The sequence below is a fragment of the Leptothermofonsia sp. ETS-13 genome, from assembly GCF_049200465.1.
Lineage (GTDB): Bacteria > Cyanobacteriota > Cyanobacteriia > Leptolyngbyales > Leptolyngbyaceae > Leptothermofonsia.
Genome location: NZ_CP120836.1, coordinates 1,725,222 through 1,747,006, shown reverse-complemented (window position 1 = coordinate 1,747,006; position 21,785 = coordinate 1,725,222). Strand labels below are relative to the sequence as shown.

Below are 21,785 nucleotides of genomic sequence, written 5' to 3'. Positions count from 1 at the left end.
CTGTCCAGAGTGTTGTGAGGGGTTTTCAACCCTCACAACACTCTGGAAATGGATTTTATAGATTTAAGGGGTAGCTCAAATCTATCCTGACAGACTAATAGGTTAAGGTTGGGGTAAGTTGGTAACTTGCCCCGATTTTTTGGGCGACTTCTTTGCCATGAACATCCTGACCTTAAACATGGATACCGTTCATTTAACGGATGAGCAATTCTACCAGCTCTACCTGCGGGGAATCAAGAGCTGCAATTTGAATTAACGGTAAGCGGGGAGCTAATTGTAATGGCTCCAGTAGGAGGAGAAAGCGGCAACCGCGAAGCAGAGTTAATCACAGATGTCGAGATCTGGAATCGTCGCACACAACAGGGCTATGTCTTCAGTTCCTCAACAATTTTCAAACTCCCTAATGGAGCCAATCGATCGCCCGATGTGGCCTGGATTCAAAAAGAACGGTGGGAAGCTCTAACTCTGGAGCAGCGACGTAAGTTTCCACCCACTGCCCCAGACTTCGTGATCGAACTCTGCTCTGCCACTGATGACCTGGAACCTTTGCAAGCCAAAATGCAAAAAATAGAATATAGAGAATGGCGTTTGTCTGGGTTGGTTAATCAATATCAAGATGGACAGGTTGAAATTTATCGGGCCAATCATCCTGTCAAAATCAGAAATTTACCTGCAAAATTATCTGGTGAAGATGTGCTTCCCGGATTTGTTCTCAACCTATAACTGTCTCAAGTTGAGCTGCCGCTTTCACTTACCAGTCTGCTTAACACATAAATCTTTTCGCTGTTCCCAGCTTGGGTTCAGACATTAGTTAGAGAGAAGTAATCAGTGGCTATATAGCAGTCCTAAATGATTTGTGAAATGAAAGGGGCTTACGAAAAGAGATTTTTCAGGAATCCCTTTTCACAATCCAGATAGGAGCAGTACAGCAATTCTAAAACGAGTGAGAACCACCGAGCAAGAAGCTAGAAACTAGAATCCAGGAGACTTTCATGAGTGAAAAAATGCATAATTCCCCCAAACCTCAGACTTCCACGTTTAGCCCTGTTGTGATGGCGATCGTGGCCGCCGCTGTTGTGATTGGAATTGCACTGGGTATGGGGTTATCAACCTCCGCAACATCCAGTCCAGAAAACGTTGCCAGCAGACAATACATCGATGAAATGGCACCTAGTTCTCAAATTTGTGTGCAGTACGGAGCCAGTGCGGTAACAATGGATGCCCGCTTTTTTGTCACGTTTAATCCTTTTAGTGTGTATGTTTCTCGTCCCAAAATGCAGCCTGGATGTGTTTTGAGAAGAACGGATTGGGCCATTTTAGACCAGAGAAGTTTACTCTCTTCCGAACAGGAACGGGAATGTAAAAACAGTATGAATACCTTTGCGTTTACAGGCGATTTAGGGGATTCTCCCAAAATCGATTGTGTCTACCGGAACGATGCGGCTGGAAATCTCTTCCTCACTCAGGCTGGAGCAACATCCCAATCTCAGTAGCAACGGTAGATTGCTAAGTAGCCATGCCGTAAGATTAATACTCAAGAATTGTTTTGTGAGATTAAAATCTGAGCATAAGTAGGTAGTCATCATTAATCGTAAAGGGGGTTGGGGGCTGCTCCCCCAGGCAGGGGATGAAACCCCCTCCACCCCCGAAATTATCTTTAGTTTAATTGCGCCTAGCTACTTAGTTCCTGCCAGACCATCCGCTTTTTACATTCATAATTCAGAGGATTCAGGGGTGAGTCAGCTACCCGTTATTGGCATTAGCACCTACAGCCGCAGTGAAGCGGGTGAATTCTATCTACCAGGTGCTTACGTTGATGCAGTTCAACTTGCGGGAGGCGTTCCCATCCTGCTACCACCGAACCAACCCGACCCTAAGCGAATTTTAGACATTGTGGACGGGCTCATCTTCTCTGGGGGGGGAGACATTGACCCAGAACTTTATGGTGGTTCTCACCATCCCACCATTTATCTGGTGGATGCAGAGCGGGATAGTTTTGAACGAGAACTGGCCGAACAAGCCCTGATCGCGGGTGTTCCCACCCTGGGCATCTGTCGTGGAATGCAAATGTTAGGCCTCGTCACCGGAGCTACCCTGGTTACCCATGTACCAGAAGTCTATGGTGAAACCATTGCCCACCGCCTGGATCATCCCCGTCGTCCAATTCCCCATGATGTTCAGATCAAACCAGAAAGCTGTCTGGCTCAGATAATTGGTGAAACTGATATCAACGTAGTTTCCTGGCATCATCAGGCTGTTAAAACCATACCGGACTGTTGGCGAGTTGCTGCCTATGCAGCGGATGGATTGGTGGAAGCACTGGAGCATCGACAGCATCCCTGGATGATCGCAGTTCAATGGCATCCTGAGCTTTCTCCAGAAGATCCTGTTCACCAAAGACTGTTTCAGGCATTGGTCAAAGCTGCCAGCAACACTGCTAATTTGACAACGAATGAAACTTCTGAACCAATTTCAAGTGGAGAACTCCTATCGATGCCCGTTCGCCTTTCTTCACCCTCGATAGTGCCCAAATCATAAGGATTTTTGAATTTGTTAATGATTTTGAATTTGTTAATGAAGAGTGGCGCTAACCGCCATCATTCCCTTTTGAGGTCTGCTATAGCGTTCACAAATAATTTGTGAACAAAGGGTAGGCTTCACCCCAACCCCCCTTAAAACCAATGTCTTAAGCAACCTGGCGACAGCTATATATTACCCAACACCTCTCACCTGCTATATCCTGGATTCTGGCTCCTGGCTTCTGCTTTCTATTCCAGTCAGCGAGCTGATATTTTCACAGGACACAGTACATGCGTTTATCGAGTAAGGTAGCTCTGATTACCGGGGCTGGTAGCGGGATTGGGCGGGAATCAGCTTTATTATTTGCCAGGGAAGGTGCCCAAGTCGTCGTTTGTGACCTGAATGAAACGGCTGGTCATGAAACCGTTGCCATGATTACTGCAGAGGGTGGTGAGGCGACTTTTGTCCAGGCGGATGTTTCTAGGGCAGCAGATGCAAAGGCAATGATTGAGTTTGCAGAAGCTACCTACGGCAGACTCAATATTTTGTTTAACAATGCTGGAATTTTTCACCCTGCCGATGGTTCGGTTCTCGACACCGACGAAGCTGTATGGGACTTGACCATGAATGTGAACCTCAAGGGAGTGTTTCTGGGTTGCAAATACGGCATTCCTGCACTGTTAAGAGCGGGTGGTGGTTCTGTGATTAACACGGCATCATTTGTAGCGGTGATGGGCGCAGCTACATCCCAGGTTGCTTACACAGCCAGCAAAGGCGGAGTTCTTTCCCTCACCCGTGAGATTTCAGTGGAGTTTGCCCGGCAAAATATTCGAGTCAATGCGCTTTGCCCCGGTCCTGTCGAGACACCGCTGCTGGCAGAGTTAATGTCTGACCCTGCTCGTCGCCAGCGCCGTATGGTACATATTCCTCCTGGTCGGCTGGCTCAGGCGAAGGAAGTTGCCCAGGCGGCTCTTTTCCTGGCAAGTGACGAGTCTTCGTTTGTCAATGGTTCCACTTTCCTGGTGGACGGGGGAATCACATCTGCCTATGTGACACCGGAGTGAGAGGGGGTTGTTAGTGGTTGGTTATTAGTGGTTGGAAAGAGGGGAGGGGTGGAGGGGTAGATGAGTGGATGAAACTCATCTACCCCTCCACTTATCTACCCATCCACCCCATCACCCCATCACTCCTCCACCCTACATTCCCCGCGCCTCCATAGCTCTGGCTAAGCGGTTGAGTGCGTCTGCGGTTTGCTGTTGCACTACGACTGGGTCAGGGGGGGCGGCTTCTTCAATGGCTTGCTGGCGGTCAGCTCTCCGCTTCATCTTTTCAAAGGTCCGAATGACGATAAAGAGAGCCAGGGCAATCACCAGGAAGTTTATAATTGCTGCCAGGAAAGAACCGTACTTAATGGCAGTACCAGGGACTGTCAGATCCTGTAAGTTCTCAACGTTCGCTGCCTTTAAGGCCGAGTTTAGAATGGTGGGAGTGATGATGTCTGCCACAAATGACTCGACAATTTTGCTGAATGCACCACCAATAACGACTGCAACTGCTAGGTCTACGACGTTGCCCTGGGCAATGAATTTGCAGAAATCGGACCAAAAGCCTCCCTTTTCACGTGCCATAGGTTGATTATCCTCTTTAATCATGAAGTTATGTTTCGATACGGGAATCATACAGACACTGTTGGTCAACTGCTAAGGTTGATAAGATAGAACTAAGGCGGAATCATTCCGAGATTTAGCGGTGTGTTCATCATTTTGTGGATGGTTTTTCTGCCAAGGTGTTGGTAGGAAATTCTAAGAACGTCGATATCCTTTTCTATAACTGCGAGTGACAGGTTCATGACTGCTGAGGTTTTGGTTGAAAAGAAGAAGATAGCGAAGCCGCCCCTGGAGATTCATCATTTGGGCGATCGCGTGTTGCGGCAATCTGCTAAGCGGGTTGCCAAGGTGGATGGGGAGATTAAGCAACTCATTCGCGAGATGCTGCAAACCATGTACAGTTCTGATGGAATTGGTCTGGCGGCTCCTCAGGTTGCGGTTCACAAGCAGTTGATTGTGGTGGATGTTCAGCCAGATGAGGCAGCGGCTCCTCCCCTGATTTTGATTAATCCGGTGATTACGAGGGTGAGTTCGGATGTTTCGGTGACGCAGGAAGGCTGTCTCAGTATTCCGAACGTCTACCTGGATGTAAAACGACCAGCGGCGATTGAGGTTTCCTATAAGGATGAGAATGGTCGTCCCCAGAAGCTTTCAGCATCAGGTTTGCTTGCCTGCTGCATTCAGCACGAAGTTGACCACTTGAATGGCGTTCTGTTTGTGGATCGAGTAGAGAATCGTTTGCTGCTGGATCAGGAACTGGTTAAGCATGGATTTTCTACGCGAGCCGTGCAACCAATAGGATAGGGGAGAGTTTTGAGTGGCGGAATGACGAGGTTTTGATGTTCCTGGACTCCTGGCTCTCAGAGTTTTTGTGTGTTGTTTAGGGAAGAAACTGAGGTGACTCCGAAAAGCGGTGTGTTTCTGGCTGGCTCCTGCATTACGGCGATCGCTGCCGTTGGTTCTGTTTTTGAACTGTCTTCCGGTGAGCCAGAGTTGGGTAATTTGACCACAGGCATTATTCTGGCAGTCAGCATTCCGCTGGTGGTGATTTTCTTTTTAGTAGCCGTGAAGGATGCGCGAGCCAATCAGAAGTAAGCCAATCAAAAGTAAAGAGTATAGATTGTAGATTGGTGAACAATCAGATTTCCCGCGCCTGCTTTTAACGAATGACAGGAAAGGCTAACACAATCGCATTCCTTCGGCAGTTGCCTCACCCCAACTCCCCGGAGCAAAAGCAGCCCCGTTACCCGTTGTCGGTGACGGAGAGTATGGCACTGGGGCGTGACCCCCGCTGTGAGGTTGTGCTGGATCCGTTGCTCTATCGTGCTGTTTCGCGGCGGCACGCTGAGGTGAGTCCAGTGATGGGGTTTGATGACCCCAGTAATGGGCGGTTCTGGCAGATTTGTGATTTGGGGAGTGCTAATGGCACCTATTTGAATGGGCAGCGGGTGAAGGGATGCAAGGTATTGCAAGCGGGCGATCGCATCATGCTGGGGCAAAATGGCCCGGAGTTTTTGTTTGAATGCGAAATCAGTGCTGACCCCGTACCCGAACCTTTGCCAGAAAAGGGCGCTAAACTCCCTGCCCTACCGATTCGGAAACCGCCTCTGCGCCTGACTGAACCTCCTCCGACCAGGAAACCGCCTCCCCGGGAGCACGAACACGTCAGCCTGACCCAGCTATTTCCGATTTTTTCAACCGGACGGCACCTGACTACCAAGGCTTATTTAATGCCAGGCATCACCACGGTTGCCTTTGTAGTGTCTCTGTTCCTTTCGGTGGGTACGCCCCAGCTATTTAACATGTTGCTGGCTGGCTATCTGGCAGGGGCGGCCTACTACTTCATCTACCAGCTTTGCGGTAAGCACAAACCCTGGTGGTTGCTGATGGCATCGGCGGCTATCACTGTTTTGATTCTGATCAGTCCGGTACTGTCCCTCTTTATCTACATATTCCGTGACCTTTTGCCGGGGGATATTCCTAAGGATGATACCTCTGTCAGTTTTCCGGTGTTATTAGTCCAAATGTTTTTTGGGGCAGGGTTGATGGAAGAACTGCTGAAGGCGGTTCCGGTGCTGGGTACCTGCCTGTTTGGGATGATGCTGCGATCGCCCTGGCGGGAAAAGTATGGCGTCCGCGAACCCCTGGATGGAATTTTGCTGGGAAGCGCTTCAGCAGTTGGTTTTACCCTGGTGGAAACCCTGGGGCAGTATGTTCCTGATATTTACAAAGCCACCCTCACTGCTGGAGAAGGAGCTGCCCAGCTTGCCAGTTTGCAACTGCTGATTCCCCGTGTTTTAGGGTCGGTTGCCGGGCATATGGCCTACAGTGGCTATCTAGGGTATTTCATTGGACTCAGTGTGTTACGACCCCGCCATCGCTGGCGCATTTTGCTGGTGGGCTATCTGACTGCATCGTTACTTCACACCCTCTGGAACGTGACGGGCACGATCAGTCCGGTGCTTCTAGCCGTTGTCGGGGTGCTGTCTTACGCTTTTCTGGGAGCTGCTATTTTGAAGGCACGGGAAATCTCGCCGACGCGAAAGGAAAATTTCGCCACCCGGTTTTATCAATAAAAATTAATTGTAAAGAGGGAAATGGGGGCTGCGCCCCCGGCCAAGGGTGGAACCCCTGCACCCCGTTCTGGCTGGTGGCTATTGCTATAACTGATATGGCTCTAAGCGGGTGCATTAGGACATTGGAATTAGGGAGAGAGTGGGGGCTTCGCCTCCAGCCAGGGGCTCTAATCCTGCACCCCGTCCTAACCACAATGACTACCGCTATAATCGCGCCTAGCTATTTACTTTGCCTCCATCCAGTTATCTCCCACGCGAATCTCAACCACCAGGGGCACCGTGAGTTTTACCGCTGTTTCCATAGTGGATTTGATTTCAGACTGCAACATTTCCCATTCATCCGGTGGCATTTCAAACACTAGTTCATCGTGGACTTGCAGGAGTAGCCGTGCCTGGCGGGACTGAATCAGGTCGTGTAGCTTGACCATAGCAACTTTGATGATGTCGGCACTAGAACCCTGAATCGGAGCATTGGCCGCCGCTCGTAGAGACTGAGCATCATACTGATCGCGGACTTTGACCTTACTCAGATCGATCGCGTTGGGGTCGGTGCCGCGCAATTTTCGTAAAGATTCGCTGCTGAAGTTGAAGTAGCGGCGACGGCCCAGAATGGTTTCGACATAGCCATGGGCGATCGCCTCCCGCTGCATCTGTTGCAAATATTGAAATACTCTGGAGTAGCGTTCATTAAACCGCTCGATGAATGCTTTAGCTTCGGCCTGTTTAACTCCGGCCTCCCGTGCAAACCGCTGGGCACCCATGCCGTAAATCACCCCAAAGTTAATGATTTTGGCAAGGCGGCGTTCTTCGGGGGTAATGTCATCCTTCTCCAGTAGCAACCGGGCTGTAAGCTTATGAACATCTTCACTCCGCTGGTAGGTTTCCAGCAGCACAGGTTCCTGACTCAGGTGGGCCAGAATCCGCAGTTCAATCTGGGAGTAGTCCGCCGCCACCATAACCCAACCGGGTTCAGGAATGAATGCTTTCCGGATCTGGCGACTGAACTCCGTCCGAATGGGGATATTTTGCAAATTGGGGTCCGAGGAGGATAAACGACCCGTTGAGGTAATGGCCTGATTGAAATCGGTGTGAATCCGTCCCGTATCTGCCCGCACCAGATTGGGCAGGGCATCCACGTAGGTCGATTTCAGCTTGGAGAGAGTGCGGTACTCGGTGATGGCTGTAACAACAGGATGGTCCCCCTCTAATCGTTCCAGTGTGGCTGCATCGGTCGAATAGCCGCCTGTCTTCGTTTTTCTGGACTTCCGCTTATCCAACCCCAGCTTTTCGAACAGCAAATCACTCAACTGCTTGGGCGAGCCTAAGTTAAACTTCTCGCCTGCGGCAGCGTAAGCCTGGTCTTCAATCGCTTTCAGGTCGCTTTCTAGCTGCTTTGAAAAATTCTTGAGATAGTCTTGGTCAATTCGCACCCCGTAGTATTCCATCTCGGCCAGAACGGGTTCCAGGGGTTGTTCAACGTCCAGAAGCAGGCGGTATAGAGCAGGAGTTTCATTTAACCTGGCCCGCAGTTTAGGCACCAACAGAAAGGTTGTGTAAACATCCAGACCGCAATAGTTCGCTACCGATGGAATGTCTACATCTGCAATGGTTTTGCCCCTGGGTACCAGTTCCGTGTAGGACATAGCGGTGATTCCCAGATGGTTGCGGCTCAGTTCGGTCAGGTTGTGGTTGCCCTCTGGGTTCAGCACATAACTTGCCAGCATCGTGTCAAACACCACACCCTGCAAATGGATGCCCTGACACCGCAAAACAAGGCGATCGAACTTAGCGTTTTGCAGCGCTTTTGGGTACTCGGCACTTTCCAGAATAGGACGCAGCGCCTCCAGAACGGTAGCCTTATCCAGGTTGGTTCCCCTGGCGTGACCGATGGGAATGTAGGCCATATCGGAAAGCCCTTCGCCCCAGCAGCAGCCAATTCCAACCAGTTCGGCATCACGGGGTTCAATAGCCGTTGTCTCCGTATCCCAGGCAACGGGCGTTTCTGCATCGGTATGGGTTTGCAACTGCTTGACCAGTTCTGCAAGCTGTTCGGGTGTGTTGATGATGCGTGGTGTAATTTCAATGGGCACTTCATTTTGAGCCGCTTCAGTATCTTCGGCGGTGAAGAACCAGAGGTCGGTGTCTTCGTAGGCGGGTGCGGGAATAGCAGTTGACCCGTTGGCCTCAGATGGATCATCCTTAGTGTCCCCAAACTGGCGGTGCAACTGGCGAATCTTGCCCAGAAAGGAGTTAAATTCTAGTTTTTCCAGGAGAGGAAGCAGGGTTTCATCGTCAAAATCGTGGATTTTGCAGGCTTCCAGATCGAGGTTTAAGGGTACATCCAGATGAATTTGAGCCAGATACTGGGACCGTCTGGCATCTTCTTGACCCGCTTCCAGCTTCTTTCGGACCGCATCTTTAATCTTGTCCAGAGAAGCATAGATTTGTTCCAGGCTGCCGTATTCGCTCAGTAACTGGACAGCGGTTTTTTCTCCAATTCCTTTGACACCGGGGATATTGTCGGAAGTATCTCCGCAGAGCGCTTTGAAATCAACAACCTGGTGCGGCAGGATACCCAGTTTTTCCTTTACCTGCTCCGGACCAAACTCCTTTGGCGGCGGGGTGCCTTTGCCGTAGGTGGTGCTCATGTAAAGAACAGAAGTGTTCTGGTCAGGATCGATGAGCTGAAACAGGTCGCGATCGCCACTCAAGATCTTGACCCGGAAGCCACTGGTAGTTGCCCGGCGTGCCAGCGTACCAATAATGTCATCAGCCTCGTAACCAGGAACCGTGAGCATGGGCAGATTCAAAGCCGCTAACAGTTCTTGCAGGTTTTGCAGATCAGGCAGGAAATCTTCTGGCGCATCGGGTCGGTCAGCCTTATAGGTTTCGTCGGCCTCGTGGCGGAAGGTTTTTTCACCCATGTCAAAGGCGATCGCCACATACTGCGGCTTCTCCGCCTCCATCGTTTCCAGCAGAGCTTTCAAAAACCCGTAAGAAACACTGGTGGGAATGCCCGTCTTAGTTCGCAGCCCACCATCTCGCCCTTTAGCAAAGGCAAAGTAGGAGCGAAATGCCAGGGAATGTCCATCAACCAGGACTAGAAGCGGTTTGGTTTGGGAAGAATCGTTAGCAGCCAAGGGGATGTGACGGTGGGAGGACAAGCCCTATTGTATCGAGTGTGGAGTGGGGAAGTGAGGGAGTGGAGGGGTGGATGAGTAGATGAGTGAAGGGGGGATTCCCTCGACCCCCTTTCCAGGATTGCCACAAAAAATTGACAAACCCCTGATTACCCTATCACCCCTCCACTCATCCACCCCTCCACTCTCCTACCCCATCCCCCTATCACTCCCTCACCCCTCACCTAATAAATCACCGCAAAGGCTTTACCATCCAAAGCGCCTGGGTCTGGTAGCCCAAATTCTGGTACAGGTTGACCGCCGCTTGATTGGATTGGAAAACCTGAAGCCCAATCTGGCGATCGCCCCTGATCTTTGCCCACTCTTCGGCCTGTCGCATGAGAGCAGTTCCCAACCCTCGGCGACGGTGTTCTGGAGTAACATAGAGCAAAAAAATGTGGGTGTGGCGATCGCCCCTGAGCTGGTCAATGGCAGTACCCATCCACAAGCAGGCAACAGGTTGTTTTTGCACCCCAGAAATTTCAGTATCAGAAACCTCTACCCACCAAAGCGGCGTTTCCTGGGAAAGATACTGATCAACCGTTAAAGCCAGATGAGAATAACTTTCCCCCGATTCCATTTCTTCGTAAGTTTGCTGCATAAACTTCAGTAGCAAGGCCCGATCCAGACTGGAACCTGGATAAAGCCGATAGCCCGGAGGTAGTGAGCTTGACACGACCCTATAGACCTCAAGAGCTATTGGTAGCAGCGCTAGACACTACCAATACTGAACTCAAAAATCATTACGATTTGAGCGCTACTACACCCCCTGGGATTGGGAACCTGGGAAATGGGTTTGACGGGAAACGGGATGATGTCTCTCAATCTTTCAGAGATATTTCAAAAAGTATTTCAGGATTTAAGTATTTCAGGATTTACAGCCGTTCGGCAACGACAACATCATCTGGCAACCCTCGAATCAGGGTTGAAAGGGATGGTGGTAAGTCAGCAAGAGAGTCTGATGGGGGAGCAACTGCCTTTGCTGGACTGGACTCCTCCACCGGGGCAGGAGCCGCCATATCTGTGGGCAGAAAGATCCGGGAACTGACTGCCACCAGCGCCACCAGAAAGACGAGCACAATCAAAAAGGGAGCAACGTACTGCCGGAAGAAAGCCATAGGGATACAACCGTAAAAGCTTTTTAATAAAGATAGAGTTTTCTGAGATTTTACTCAAGATTTGTGACGAATTCCTTCTTTATCTTATCTCTAAGTAGGTAGTCATCATTAATTTGTAAAGGGGGGAGTGGGAGCTGCGCCCCCAGGCAGGGGGTGAAACCCCCTCCACCCCCGAAACTATCCTTCATTTAGTTGCGCCTAGCTACTTATAGGGCTTACGCAAACCTGGAGGTTTTAACCTGAAGCTGCACTTTATGACCCACATCGGCGCTTAAACCTCCAAGGTTTTGGCAAAATGCGTAAGTCCTGCTAGTCAAAATTATCCTCATTAGAGGAATTAAAATTGTGGTTGGGTTCCCCATTCCAGGGCGCGAAGAAAGGTAGCAGGGCAAGTCCAGGCACAGCGGCTACCAGGGTAATGAGAAAGAAAAGTGCCCATCCCGGTTGAGCGGTTCCTGACAGGATAGGGATGGATTGTAGGGGAGCTTGCGTCAGTCGTTGGGCAAGTTCACCACTGGCCGGACCTGCCAAAAAGTCTCTACCAATGGCCATCAAGCTGGATAGCAGGGCAAACTGAGTGGCCGAAAAGCGAGGATTGCAGAGGCTCATCAAAAAGCCAAGAAAACCAGCCGTCCCCAACCCACCACAGAAATTTTCGAGATTCACTGCCAGGACAAGGGCGAGGTAACTTTTGCCCACTACCGCTAAGGCAAAATATCCCAGATTGCTGATGGCTTGCAGCCCTCCAAACATCCAGAGGGAGCGGTTAATCCCAAGCTGGCTGAGGAATGCCCCACCTGCGAGGGTTCCAACAATGGTGGCAATTAATCCCATTCCTTGCCGAATATTGCCAATGGTGGCATCGGCAAAGTCAAGCCCCTTCCCACCCAGAAAGGGAACAGCCATCTTGGCAACCATGGCATCACCTAACTTAAACAGAATGATGAAGAGGAGAGTGAGCACGGCGTATTGCCAGCCCTTGCGGCGAAAGAATTCAAGAAAGGGTTGAGCAACGGCTTGTTCTAATGTTTCTGGGGGGCGATCGCGGTGAATGGGCTCCGGTGCCCAGAAGGAAACACACAATCCTACCAGCATCAAGAATGCCATGAGGCCATAGACCCAGTGCCAGGTGAGGCGATCAGCCAGGTTAAAAGCAATCCACCCGGTTAATAGCAAAGCAATCCGATAGCCCAGAATGGTGAGAGAGGCTCCGGCTCCCATCTCTCGCGGTTCCAGGATATCGGCACGGTAAGCATCGATCGCAATATCCTGGGTAGCACTCAAAAAAGCAATCCCCAGGGCAGTCAGGGCCAGCAGTTGTAGACTCAGCGATCGCGATGCCGCCTCCTGATTCACAATCATTGCCATCTGGACGGCGATCGCCAGAATGACGAAAAACAGTCCCACCTGCGACAATGCCATCCAACCGCGCCTGCGTCCCAGAGCGGGTGGAACAAAACGGTCTAAAAACGGTGACCAGAGAAACTTGAGCGAATAAGGTAACGTAACCAGGCTGAACCAGCCAATGGTATTCAGGTCCAGTTGAGCTCTGGTCATCCAAGCACGGAAGGAGTCATCGGTCAGAGCAAACGGTAAACCAGACGAGAAACCCAGCAGCAAAATTGCTGCCATCTTCTGGCTCTGAAATACACGCAGCAGCGATTGAATTTCTTTCACAACTCAGACAGCAGCTAACAAACAAGCGACAGCAGCATGCAGTCATCATGCCACAGCCCAGAACAATCTCTAGCTGTCGCCACGTTGTTTAGGACATTGGGTTTAAAGGGATGTGGAAGCTGCGTCCCCAGCCAGGGGTTCCACCCCTGCACCCCGTCATAAGCTTAGTGACTGGCTATTCTCTGCAAGAATTTGCTGCTGAGATAAAGCGTTCATGCGCTGACGGCGACGACGTTCCCAGACCCTCGGAATTACCCGTATATGACGCTTAAAACTGCTCCACTCTTCTGAACTGAGTTCAATCTGCTGCCAGGTCGGGCGTAACAGTAATCGCTCAGACCAATCATTCAGTCTTGGATAATTGCTCAAAGCAATTCCCACGGCTGGCATTCGATAAATGAGTGTTCCAGCAACAATCTCTGCCAGAGTCAACTGATTGCCAGCAAAATAAGTGGAATTGCCCAACAGGTTCTCCAAAAAATTTAGGGTATTGATTGCGCGCAGTCGAGCATACTCCAACTCTTCTGGCTTCTCGCTTAAGCCCTCATCGTGAACGAGTAGTTTAATCACCGCCGGTAGCAATTCATTCAGTGCGACCAGTTGCACCATCCGAACCTTCGCCACAGCTATGGCATCTGAGGGCAAAAGGGGTGGATCAGGATACCGCGCTTCCAAGTAATCCAAAATAGCTAGAGACTCAATCACCCGAAAATGACCATCTACCAAAACTGGGACGTGGCTAAAGGGATTCAGAGTCAGGAATTCCGGTTCAAATTGTTCGCCACTTAAATCAACCGGAATCAACTGAAACGGAAGCTGCTTTTCCAGCAAAGCTAACCACACGGGACGGGAATAAACAGAAGGACGGGCATAGTAAAGCTTCAACATAGGAATTTTGTACCAGTGAGAACAGTGAAAGAAATGCGAACAGCAAAAAGACCGATCGGTCTGTCTCAGCCCAAAAAAAATTAGATGGACGTTGTTAGTTGACGTTGAATATAAGTTTTGAGGTAATCTAGCGTTTTCTCCAAATAGGAAGCATCGCCATACAGTTTGCTTAGCATCACCCCTCCTTCAATGGTTGCGATCAAAATTGTGGCAACAGCCTCAGGATCGACGGCTGAATGTAATTCACCACGCTCAACTCCCTTATTGACAATTCGCTGAATCAAACTGCGCCATCCATCCATTGCCAGTTGGGCTCGTTTGCGTAAGGCTGGATGAGTATCATCACTTTCAATCGCAGTATTCAGGATTGGACAACCACCCTGAACAGGTGGATCATCTAACATGTGCTCATAAACGCTGAGGATTGCAATCAAGCGATCCACCGCATGACGTTTCCCTTTCAAAGCCTCCTGCAATTTCTGCTGTACACAGTTAACCGCGAAATCAAATGCTTCCAATGCGAGTTCATTTTTGCTACGGAAGTGGTTATAGATACCACCTTTCTGCAAACCTGTAATACGCATAAGGTCTGACATTGACGCACCGGCATACCCTTGCTGGTTAAACAGGGCTGCTGCCTGCTCAATAATATGTGCTTTGGTTGTTTGAGCTTTTGACATTTAAACTTAAACGCCAGAATGAATCAGCGGAGTATAACCTTTGTGGGTGTTGGGTTTCATGAAAATCTCAGCTTTCCACTCGCTGATTGTGCTGATTGGGAAACTCTGAAAGACCGATCGGTCTGTTTAAAGTTAGCGGAAAGGATAGGAAAAAACAAGGTTTCTGTCCTAGGAAAGGCTCTCTGAAGTGATAAGTAGATAGCCACAATTAATTGTAAAGAGGGGAGTGGGGGCTGCGCCCCCAGGCAGGTTTTTTACCTCCTCCACCCCTGAAATTATCCTTCATTTAATTGCGTCCAGCTACTTATAGCTATTGTCACTAGGCTGAGGACGGAGTGCAGGGGTGGACCCCTAGCTGGGGATGCAGCCTCTACACTCCGTTAACCTCAGTGTCCTGAGCAACCTGGCGGCAGCTATAAAACTCTGCTTTCCATGTCGGGAAAGGCGAATTTCTAGAAAGAGGATGGGATGAGACAAATGAGTTCTGAAACCGAGCCCTATACCTGGATTGAACAGGCTCTGAAAACCATTCACCAGGCAGACTGGCATCGTTCTGTGAAAACGATTCAGGGGCGTCCTGGGGCGGTGGTGTACCTAGAAGGAAAACCCGTTATTAACTTCGCCAGTAACGACTATTTGGGGCTGGCAGGGGATGAACGGTTGATTCAAGCCGCGATCGCTGCTGTTCAAGAATATGGAACAGGTAGCACAGGTTCCCGTTTGCTCAGCGGACACCGGGAACTGCATCGGGAACTGGAACGGGCGATCGCCCAACTCAAACAAACCGAAGATGCCCTGGTTTTCAGTTCAGGTTACCTGGCCAATCTAGGAACCATCAATGCTCTGGTCGGCAAACGCGACCTAATTTTGGCAGATCAATACAACCATGCCAGCTTGAAAAATGGCGCTATCCTCAGTAGGGCAACAATTTTAGAGTATCCTCACGGGGATATGGAGAAGGTAAAGCAGATGCTGGAGGAACAGCGAACCCATTACCGCCGCTGCCTGATTTTGACCGATAGCATTTTCAGCATGGATGGCGACCTCTGCCCCCTGCCGCAGTTACAGGATCTGGCAGAAGCATTTGGCTGCATGCTGCTGGTAGATGAAGCCCATGCAACGGGAGTTTTGGGAACAAGCGGTGCAGGCTGCGTTGAACAGATGGGCTGTACCGGGCGTCCCCTAATTCAAATGGGAACGCTCAGCAAAGCGGTGGGAAGTCTGGGAGGTTACGTTGCCGGTTCCGCCGACCTGATTGATTTCCTGAGAAACCGTGCCTCAAGCTGGATTTATACCACTGGCCTGTCTCCCGCAGACACCGCCGCAGCCATGGCCGCTATCCAGATCATCCAGCAAGAACCGCAACGGCGCACCCAACTTTGGCAAAACGTCCACTGGCTGAAACAAGCCCTAATTGATGAATTAGGGCTTGTACATGGCACCACCCCTCCCTCCCTCCTCCCCTCTGCTTCCCCTATCCTTTGCATTCAGGTCAGCAATCCTACCACCGTGCTACAATTAGGGCGATCGCTCCTGGAGCAGGGAATTTTTGCCTCCGCCGTTCGTCCTCCCACGGTTCCCACTAGTCGGCTGCGCATAACCGTCATGGCAACCCATAAATTTGCTCATCTGGAACAGTTCATTACTGCACTGAGAAGCAACCTTCAAAATTTGTTACCCTAACTTAAATAGACTTGGGGACGCAACAACAGTGGAAATTCAAATTGGAAGGGGCAAAGCTGCCCGTAGAGCCTACGGTATTGATGAAATTGCACTAGTTCCGGGACCACGCACTCTCGATCCATCTCTGACCGATACTCGTTGGCGTCTCGGTGGCATCGAACGAGAAATTCCCATTATTGCCAGTGCGATGGATGGTGTGGTGGACGTGCAGATGGCAGTGGGACTCTCCAAACTGGGCGCGATGGGAGTGCTAAACCTGGAAGGAATTCAGACTCGCTATGAAGACCCAAATCCCATCCTGGATGAGATTGCATCAGTCGGAAAGGAAGAGTTTGTCATCTTGATGCAACGCCTCTATGCTGAGCCAATCAAACCCGAATTGATTGAACAGCGCATTCGAGAAATTAAAGCGCAGGGGGGAATTGCTGCCGTCAGCGCCACACCTGCGGGTGCCGTCAAGTATGGACCGGTGGTTGCCAGGGCAGAGGCCGATCTGTTCTTTGTGCAGGCAACTGTTGTCTCAACAGCACACCTGTCGCCCGAATCTATTACGCCCCTGGATCTGGCCCATTTCTGCCAGGAGATGCCGATTCCAGTGGTGCTGGGCAATTGTGTCACCTATGAGGTTGCCCTGAATTTGATGAAGGCAGGGGCAGCGGGTGTCCTGGTTGGAATTGGGCCCGGAGCAGCCTGCACTTCCCGTGGAGTCTTGGGCGTGGGGGTTCCTCAGGCAACGGCGATCGCGGATTGTGCCGCTGCCCGTGAGGACTACCACTACGAAACCGGCAACTACGTTCCCATCATTGCCGACGGTGGACTGATTACCGGTGGTGATATCTGTAAGTGCATCGCCTGCGGTGCCGATGGAGTAATGATCGGTTCTCCCTTCGCTCGCGCCCAGGAAGCTCCCGGAAGAGGCTATCACTGGGGAATGGCAACTCCCAGCCCCGTCTTGCCTCGTGGTACCCGCATTCGGGTAGGCACCACGGGCACTCTGAAGCAAATTCTGCGCGGACCTGCCCAGCTAGACGATGGCACCCACAACCTCCTGGGAGCCCTGCAAACCAGCATGGGCACCTTGGGTGCAAAAAATATCAAAGAGATGCAGCAGGTTGAAGTGGTTATTGCTCCATCACTACTGACAGAAGGAAAGGTTTACCAGAAAGCTCAACAGCTTGGGATGGGTAAGTAGCCACAATGAACTGCATACAGCGCCACGAATGAAAAAAAGGGAGTCAAGGGAATCAGGGGTTCTATTTTCAAGTTAGAGATGAATATTTCTCTCCTGAACATTCTGATCTAATTCTTAAGAGTTTCTCTACTCTTCTTAAGAAACCCTGGAAAAGCGAAATGGGTCGTCTAAAATAGAGAAAGCGGAGACGCATGTTTCCGTTCACTCCTCACACCACACTCCGCCTGAACGTTTTCGTTCGGGCGGTTCCTTCTTTAAAGCGCAAAAGATTTAGGCCAGAAGTGGAATTGTTTCTAACTCCTGACTTCTGGCTTCTGACTTCTCAATTCCTTATTCATCGCATGGCACCTGCCATCCAACCGGATCTCCAACTTTCAGAACCTTGTTCGCCTGGGAAGGAGAAACGACAGTGTTCACCGCTAATCGATAGAAGTGGTTAAATCGGGAAGAATTGGCCCAGGCTGGAAAGGTTTCTTTTCGTCTGGAGGTAAAGACTTTCTGAAACCCAGGGTAGGCCTGCCCTGTGAGCGCATCTCGTGTGATGACTACGCAGCGCTGGCAGGGATTTACTCCTTCCAACTGCACGGCTCCAATTTGAAATGGCTGGGTGCTATCTACCCCATTAAACAGACGATCTTCCCAAAAAGGCTCGGTGTCGGCAATTTCAAGATTTGTTCGGAAGCGTCGTCGGGTGTCTTCTAAGCTTAAACCTGGAAACCAACCAGTTACAGTTTGTAGAGTTGCTGTGCTGATGACAGTTGGCCCAGGTGAAAGGGTGTCATCGGGAAAACCTAACTCCAGGTTTTGCAATAATTGGACTGGAAAGCCAAAGTACTCACTCAGCCAGGTTTCTAGAGAAGCGCGATCGCCATCCAGATGAAAAGTTTCAGTCTCCGAAGTGCCCTCAACCCGAAGGGAGACGGTGCGGGCTACCAGATCAAACGCAGAGCGCAGGCGATGAACATTGGCATTGCGCTTACCATTCACAAAGTTGCCCTGAGCGTCGATTATGGCAAATTCGCGATCGCCCTTCAGTACCCCACTCTGCAGCACTGTTGCGGCCTGAACCAGCACTCCATCCAGCGATTTAATCGGAAAAATAGAAATCTGAGCTAGGTAAGGCATTAATCATGCAGCAAGATTACATCATCGATTTTTTCGCCAGCGCGGCTTGAGCCAGCGTCCAATCAGGACGAAGGCTCCTTGCCTGACGCAAATAAGGGTGATAAATCTCAACATCCGGGTTGGGGGTGTTGAAATGGATCAGAAAGCGAATGCAGCGGGGCAGGCTTCCTTCTACATGCATCTGCTGCACGTCAAACAGGGGCACATTTGACCAGTTGGGACGTTCCCGGGCAATGGTTGCTGGAAAGGTAGCATCCAGGTCGCGTGTGACCGAAAACGTAGCACTCACGATTTCATTGGGATCGAGATTATTTCGAGCTTCTAATTCATCCAGCAATTCATGGACAGCTTCCCTGATTGCCTCTACAGAATTTTCTGAGACAGTTGTTGCTCCTCGAATAGCTCGAACTCGCCAGCCCACGCCCAATCCTCCGCTAGTAAATCTCACAACGTTCTGATCTCAATCTTGTCTGAAAAACGGTTTAACGTCAGTAGGAACGCCGTCATCTTACCGAAAAATTTGCCCATGTTAGCCGGGAAGAACCAGGAGATTTCTTGTAAACAAGCTTCCCTGCCTGCATTTCCAGCTTTTATGAGATAAGTAGATAGCCATAATTACTTTTATGAGATAAGTAGATAGCCATAATTGACTGTTAAGAGCGGGGAGTGGGGGCTGCACCAGGCAATTTCACCCCCTCCCTCCACCCCCGAAATCATCCTCAATTTAATTGCTTCTATAGCAGTCTTAAATCAGTTATGAGATGGAGAGGCTTTGTGAGAAGGAGTTCCGCAGCAACTCCTTCTCACAATCCAAATAGGATCGCTATAGCGACTTAAGCGTTTTGAGATTTTGCTTCATTTAGGAATGAAGGGGTTCCTCGACTCTTCATTCTCGACAAAATACTTCTATTGGGGAAGAACCCGCCTTTACCCTGGGGCAGGAAAAGTTTGCTTCCATAGAGACTGACCCCATTTTTCCATTAAGGTCGGTAAAGCCAGAGAGGAAGTCCATTCGTTTCCAGTTCAAATTCCAGCCACTCCATCCCAGCGGCCACTCCAGATAGCACAGCCAACTGGCTAAAGGCACTCTGCTCCCCGGAAAGCACTCGATTGACAATCGACTTCCGTTCTCCTAGGGTGATACAGCGGGTTTTTTCGGGGTCTAATCCGGCCAGTTCTGCGGCCCAGCGGCGAGCATCTTCTTCAGTACCGAGACGGTCTACAATTCCCAGTTCCAGTGCTTGCTGCCCGGTGAAGATACGCCCATCAGCAAAGCTACGAACCGTTTCAACAGCAAGTTTCCGAGCTTCGGCGACAGTTTGCACAAATTGTTGATAACTGATGTCAATCAACTCTTGCAGAATATTTTTCTCTGGGTCGGTGAGTTCCCGGTCAAAGGCCAGAATGTCTTTGTAGGGACCCGATTTAATCACCTTAAACGAAACTCCAATTTTCTCCAGCAACCGTTCCAGGTTGTTGCCGCGCAGGATGACGCCAATGCTGCCCGTAATCGTGCCGGGGTTGGCCATGATGTAGGGGGCACCCATGCCGATATAAACTCCACCGGAAGCGGAGATATTGCCAAAGCTAGCGACGACCTTTGTTTTATCCTGGAGCCGCTTGAGGGCGGTATATATCTCTTGGGAATCGCCAACCGTACCACCAGGACTGTCTATGCGCACCAGCAGGGCCGGATATTTTCGCTCTTCAACCAGTTTTAGAGATTCTAGAACGCGCTTTCGGGTTGACCCGGCGATCGCTCCTGTGATTTCAATACGGGCAATTTGTTTACGAGCGCGAGGCTTGAGGAACCAGACCATAGCAGAGTTGTTAGTTGTTAGTTGTTAGTTGTTAGATGTTAGTTGTTAGAAAGGAGGGAGGGGGGAGGGGGTGGATGAGGGGATGAATAGATGGGCAGGATAAGGACTCCCTGCCTGCCCTGATTGGATAGTTTTCAGTTGTTAATCAGGGGCGGGGTAGACCCCAGTGACTCACTGTTCAGACAGGAAAGCGAATAGGGAAAGGGGTCTGAATTCCCATGCAGTTCATTAAGCTCTAAACTGATGGGATTCAGAGTTCAGGAGCAGGTGCTCCCTACCCGATACTCATCTCTAGTTTGCCTTATTCCAGCAGGAAGATAGCAACTTTGCCAGGAAGCGCTATTCTGCCACTTTTCTGACGACTTTGCCCCCCTTTCCCCCTCTCTAAAATCTTGGCTAATTGATTGGAAAAATCGTGTTATGGCTGTCGCCAGGTTGCTTAGGACATTGGTTTTAAGGGGGTGTGGGGGCTTCGCCCCCAGCCAGGGGTTCCTCCCCCTGCACCCCGTCCTAAGCCTGGCAGTTATCGCTACACCAGAAAAGATAGTGATTCAAACTACTTAACATAACTTTAGATTGTGTACAATTTCAGAAAGCGATCGCACCATTGTTCGCTCCATTTATCCAGGTTGCTTCCTCATGGATTCAAAACTTGCCACACAGAGATTGCCCTTCTCCCTGCTGCTTTTGATTGCCCCCTTCTTCCTCTGGGGAACGGCAATGGTCGCCATGAAGGGCGTAATTCCCAACACAACTCCTCTATTCATGGCGGGGGTTCGTCTGGTGCCTGCGGGTCTGCTGGTGCTGCTAGCTGGCATAGTAATGGGCAGGCCGCAACCCAGGGGCTGGCTGGCATGGCTGTGGATTTCCTTTTTTGCCCTGGTTGATGGTGCTCTATTTCAGGGCTTTCTGGCGGAGGGTCTAGTTAGAACGGGAGCCGGTCTGGGTTCTGTCATGATTGATTCCCAACCCCTGGCAGTTGCTCTCATGGCACTCTGGCTGTTTGGTGAAAAGATTGGGCTGTGGGGATGGTTGGGGCTGGCCCTGGGGGTTACTGGAATCAGCCTTCTGGGATTGCCTGATGAGTGGATTCTGGCTGTTTTACAAAATCACTCCCTCCCTGAAGGGTGGCAAGGGGGAGCCCATTTGCTGAGTGATCTATTTCAGAACGGGCAATGGTTGATGCTACTTGCGGCTCTGTCAATGGCGGTTGGTACGGTGGTGATGCGATATGTTAGCCATCATGCCGATCCGGTAACGGCTACAGGCTGGCACATGATCCTGGGGGGGTTGCCGCTGTTTGCCCTCTCCTCTCAACTTGAAACAGCACAAATTGTTCATCTGGATCTCTTAAACTGGGCGGCAATGGGCTATTCCACCGTGTTTGGTAGCGCGATCGCCTACGGTCTATTCTTCTACTTTGCGGCCAGCGGCAGCCTCACTAGCCTCAGTTCCCTCACTTTCCTGACACCTGTTTTTGCCCTCATGTTTGGCAATCTCTTTTAAGGGGAAATGTTGAGCCCTATTCAATCGGTAGGAGTCGGCTTAACTTTGGCCAGCATCTATTTGATTAATCAGCGGGATGTCATTTCCGAAAAAATCAGCCAGTTTCAGAAAAGGTCAGCCTCAGAAGCCAACCATCTGCCTCAGGCAGAATCTGCCATCGTAAATTTTCCCAAGATGCCTGTACGCGTCACTGAGCACAAATAATTTGTTTGAT

22 protein-coding genes are annotated in these 21,785 nt (G+C 50.4%); 12 read left to right on the top strand and 10 right to left on the bottom strand.

Translation table 11 applies throughout. The features are described 5' to 3' along the window. Positions 1-118: 118 nt before the first annotated feature. From P4D80_RS07800 to P4D80_RS07780, 5 genes are all read left to right on the top strand, one after another. Positions 119-256 carry a hypothetical protein gene (locus tag P4D80_RS07800; RefSeq protein WP_421658450.1) on the top strand — a complete coding sequence of 46 codons (138 nt, stop codon included), beginning with the start codon at positions 119-121 and terminating at the stop codon, positions 254-256. A gap of 23 nt (positions 257-279) precedes the next feature. Then, the gene (locus P4D80_RS07795) at positions 280-723 is read left to right on the top strand and encodes a Uma2 family endonuclease (protein WP_421658448.1); all 444 of its coding nucleotides are present in this window, start codon (positions 280-282) and stop codon (positions 721-723) included. A 269-nt stretch (positions 724-992) separates the two neighbouring features. Next, positions 993-1,493 (top strand): DUF3172 domain-containing protein, encoded by a 501-nt coding sequence (locus tag P4D80_RS07790; protein WP_421658447.1) that lies wholly within the window; start codon positions 993-995, stop codon positions 1,491-1,493. A gap of 241 nt (positions 1,494-1,734) precedes the next feature. Continuing rightward, positions 1,735-2,538 carry a gamma-glutamyl-gamma-aminobutyrate hydrolase family protein gene (locus P4D80_RS07785; protein ID WP_421658446.1) on the top strand — a complete coding sequence of 268 codons (804 nt, stop codon included), beginning with the start codon at positions 1,735-1,737 and terminating at the stop codon, positions 2,536-2,538. 272 nt (positions 2,539-2,810) lie between these two features. Continuing rightward, a complete protein-coding gene (locus P4D80_RS07780; protein ID WP_421658444.1) occupies positions 2,811-3,584 on the top strand; it encodes a glucose 1-dehydrogenase in 774 nt (257 codons plus the stop codon). A 132-nt stretch (positions 3,585-3,716) separates the two neighbouring features. Here the strand turns inward: P4D80_RS07780 and mscL are convergent, their stop codons facing one another. Beyond that, positions 3,717-4,148 carry a large conductance mechanosensitive channel protein MscL gene (gene mscL / locus P4D80_RS07775; protein WP_421658443.1) on the bottom strand — a complete coding sequence of 144 codons (432 nt, stop codon included), beginning with the start codon at positions 4,146-4,148 and terminating at the stop codon, positions 3,717-3,719. Positions 4,149-4,367: 219 nt separating this feature from the next. Between mscL and def the strand changes: the two genes are divergently transcribed. The 3 genes from def (at position 4,368) to P4D80_RS07760 (ending at position 6,703) form a co-directional block, all read left to right on the top strand. Further along, positions 4,368-4,931, top strand: a complete 564-nt coding sequence (gene def / locus P4D80_RS07770) for a peptide deformylase (RefSeq protein ID WP_421658441.1) — start codon at positions 4,368-4,370, stop codon at positions 4,929-4,931. A gap of 93 nt (positions 4,932-5,024) precedes the next feature. After that, positions 5,025-5,222, top strand: a complete 198-nt coding sequence (locus P4D80_RS07765; RefSeq protein WP_421658440.1) for a hypothetical protein — start codon at positions 5,025-5,027, stop codon at positions 5,220-5,222. A gap of 71 nt (positions 5,223-5,293) precedes the next feature. Continuing rightward, positions 5,294-6,703, top strand: coding sequence for a PrsW family glutamic-type intramembrane protease (locus tag P4D80_RS07760; protein ID WP_421658439.1), 1,410 nt, complete (start codon positions 5,294-5,296; stop codon positions 6,701-6,703). 224 nt (positions 6,704-6,927) lie between these two features. On the opposite strand, the gene polA is transcribed toward P4D80_RS07760, so the two are convergent. The 6 genes from polA to P4D80_RS07730 form a co-directional block, all read right to left on the bottom strand. Continuing rightward, entirely contained in the window at positions 6,928-9,843 is a 2,916-nt protein-coding gene (polA, locus tag P4D80_RS07755; RefSeq protein WP_421658438.1) for a DNA polymerase I, read from the bottom strand. A 232-nt stretch (positions 9,844-10,075) separates the two neighbouring features. After that, positions 10,076-10,558 (bottom strand): GNAT family N-acetyltransferase, encoded by a 483-nt coding sequence (locus P4D80_RS07750; protein WP_421658437.1) that lies wholly within the window; start codon positions 10,556-10,558, stop codon positions 10,076-10,078. A gap of 199 nt (positions 10,559-10,757) precedes the next feature. Continuing rightward, complete coding sequence (locus P4D80_RS07745) at positions 10,758-11,000, bottom strand: hypothetical protein (protein WP_421658436.1); 243 nt, start codon at positions 10,998-11,000, stop codon at positions 10,758-10,760. 309 nt (positions 11,001-11,309) lie between these two features. Then, positions 11,310-12,677 (bottom strand): AmpG family muropeptide MFS transporter, encoded by a 1,368-nt coding sequence (locus P4D80_RS07740; protein ID WP_421658435.1) that lies wholly within the window; start codon positions 12,675-12,677, stop codon positions 11,310-11,312. A gap of 156 nt (positions 12,678-12,833) precedes the next feature. Next, entirely contained in the window at positions 12,834-13,565 is a 732-nt protein-coding gene (locus P4D80_RS07735; RefSeq protein ID WP_421658434.1) for a glutathione S-transferase family protein, read from the bottom strand. Between the two features lie 80 nt (positions 13,566-13,645). Continuing rightward, positions 13,646-14,245 (bottom strand): TetR family transcriptional regulator C-terminal domain-containing protein, encoded by a 600-nt coding sequence (locus P4D80_RS07730; protein ID WP_421658432.1) that lies wholly within the window; start codon positions 14,243-14,245, stop codon positions 13,646-13,648. Between the two features lie 477 nt (positions 14,246-14,722). Here P4D80_RS07730 and bioF point away from each other — a divergent pair, with 477 nt between their 5' ends. After that, on the top strand, positions 14,723-15,928 hold the full coding sequence (gene bioF / locus P4D80_RS07725) for an 8-amino-7-oxononanoate synthase (RefSeq protein WP_421658431.1): 1,206 nt from the start codon (positions 14,723-14,725) through the stop codon (positions 15,926-15,928). Positions 15,929-15,956: 28 nt separating this feature from the next. Beyond that, positions 15,957-17,120 (top strand): GuaB3 family IMP dehydrogenase-related protein, encoded by a 1,164-nt coding sequence (locus P4D80_RS07720; RefSeq protein ID WP_421658430.1) that lies wholly within the window; start codon positions 15,957-15,959, stop codon positions 17,118-17,120. Positions 17,121-17,450: 330 nt separating this feature from the next. Here P4D80_RS07720 and P4D80_RS07715 read toward each other — a convergent pair whose 3' ends face one another. The 3 genes from P4D80_RS07715 to sppA form a co-directional block, all read right to left on the bottom strand. Next, positions 17,451-18,245 (bottom strand): MOSC domain-containing protein, encoded by a 795-nt coding sequence (locus tag P4D80_RS07715; RefSeq protein WP_421658428.1) that lies wholly within the window; start codon positions 18,243-18,245, stop codon positions 17,451-17,453. Positions 18,246-18,261: 16 nt separating this feature from the next. After that, complete coding sequence (aroH, locus tag P4D80_RS07710; protein ID WP_421658427.1) at positions 18,262-18,693, bottom strand: chorismate mutase; 432 nt, start codon at positions 18,691-18,693, stop codon at positions 18,262-18,264. A gap of 532 nt (positions 18,694-19,225) precedes the next feature. Continuing rightward, positions 19,226-20,065 carry a signal peptide peptidase SppA gene (sppA, locus tag P4D80_RS07705; protein ID WP_421658426.1) on the bottom strand — a complete coding sequence of 280 codons (840 nt, stop codon included), beginning with the start codon at positions 20,063-20,065 and terminating at the stop codon, positions 19,226-19,228. Positions 20,066-20,641: 576 nt separating this feature from the next. Between sppA and P4D80_RS07700 the strand changes: the two genes are divergently transcribed. Then, entirely contained in the window at positions 20,642-21,571 is a 930-nt protein-coding gene (locus tag P4D80_RS07700) for a DMT family transporter (RefSeq protein ID WP_421658425.1), read from the top strand. A gap of 6 nt (positions 21,572-21,577) precedes the next feature. Next, the gene (locus P4D80_RS07695) at positions 21,578-21,775 is read left to right on the top strand and encodes a hypothetical protein (protein ID WP_421658423.1); all 198 of its coding nucleotides are present in this window, start codon (positions 21,578-21,580) and stop codon (positions 21,773-21,775) included. Positions 21,776-21,785 lie beyond the last annotated feature (10 nt).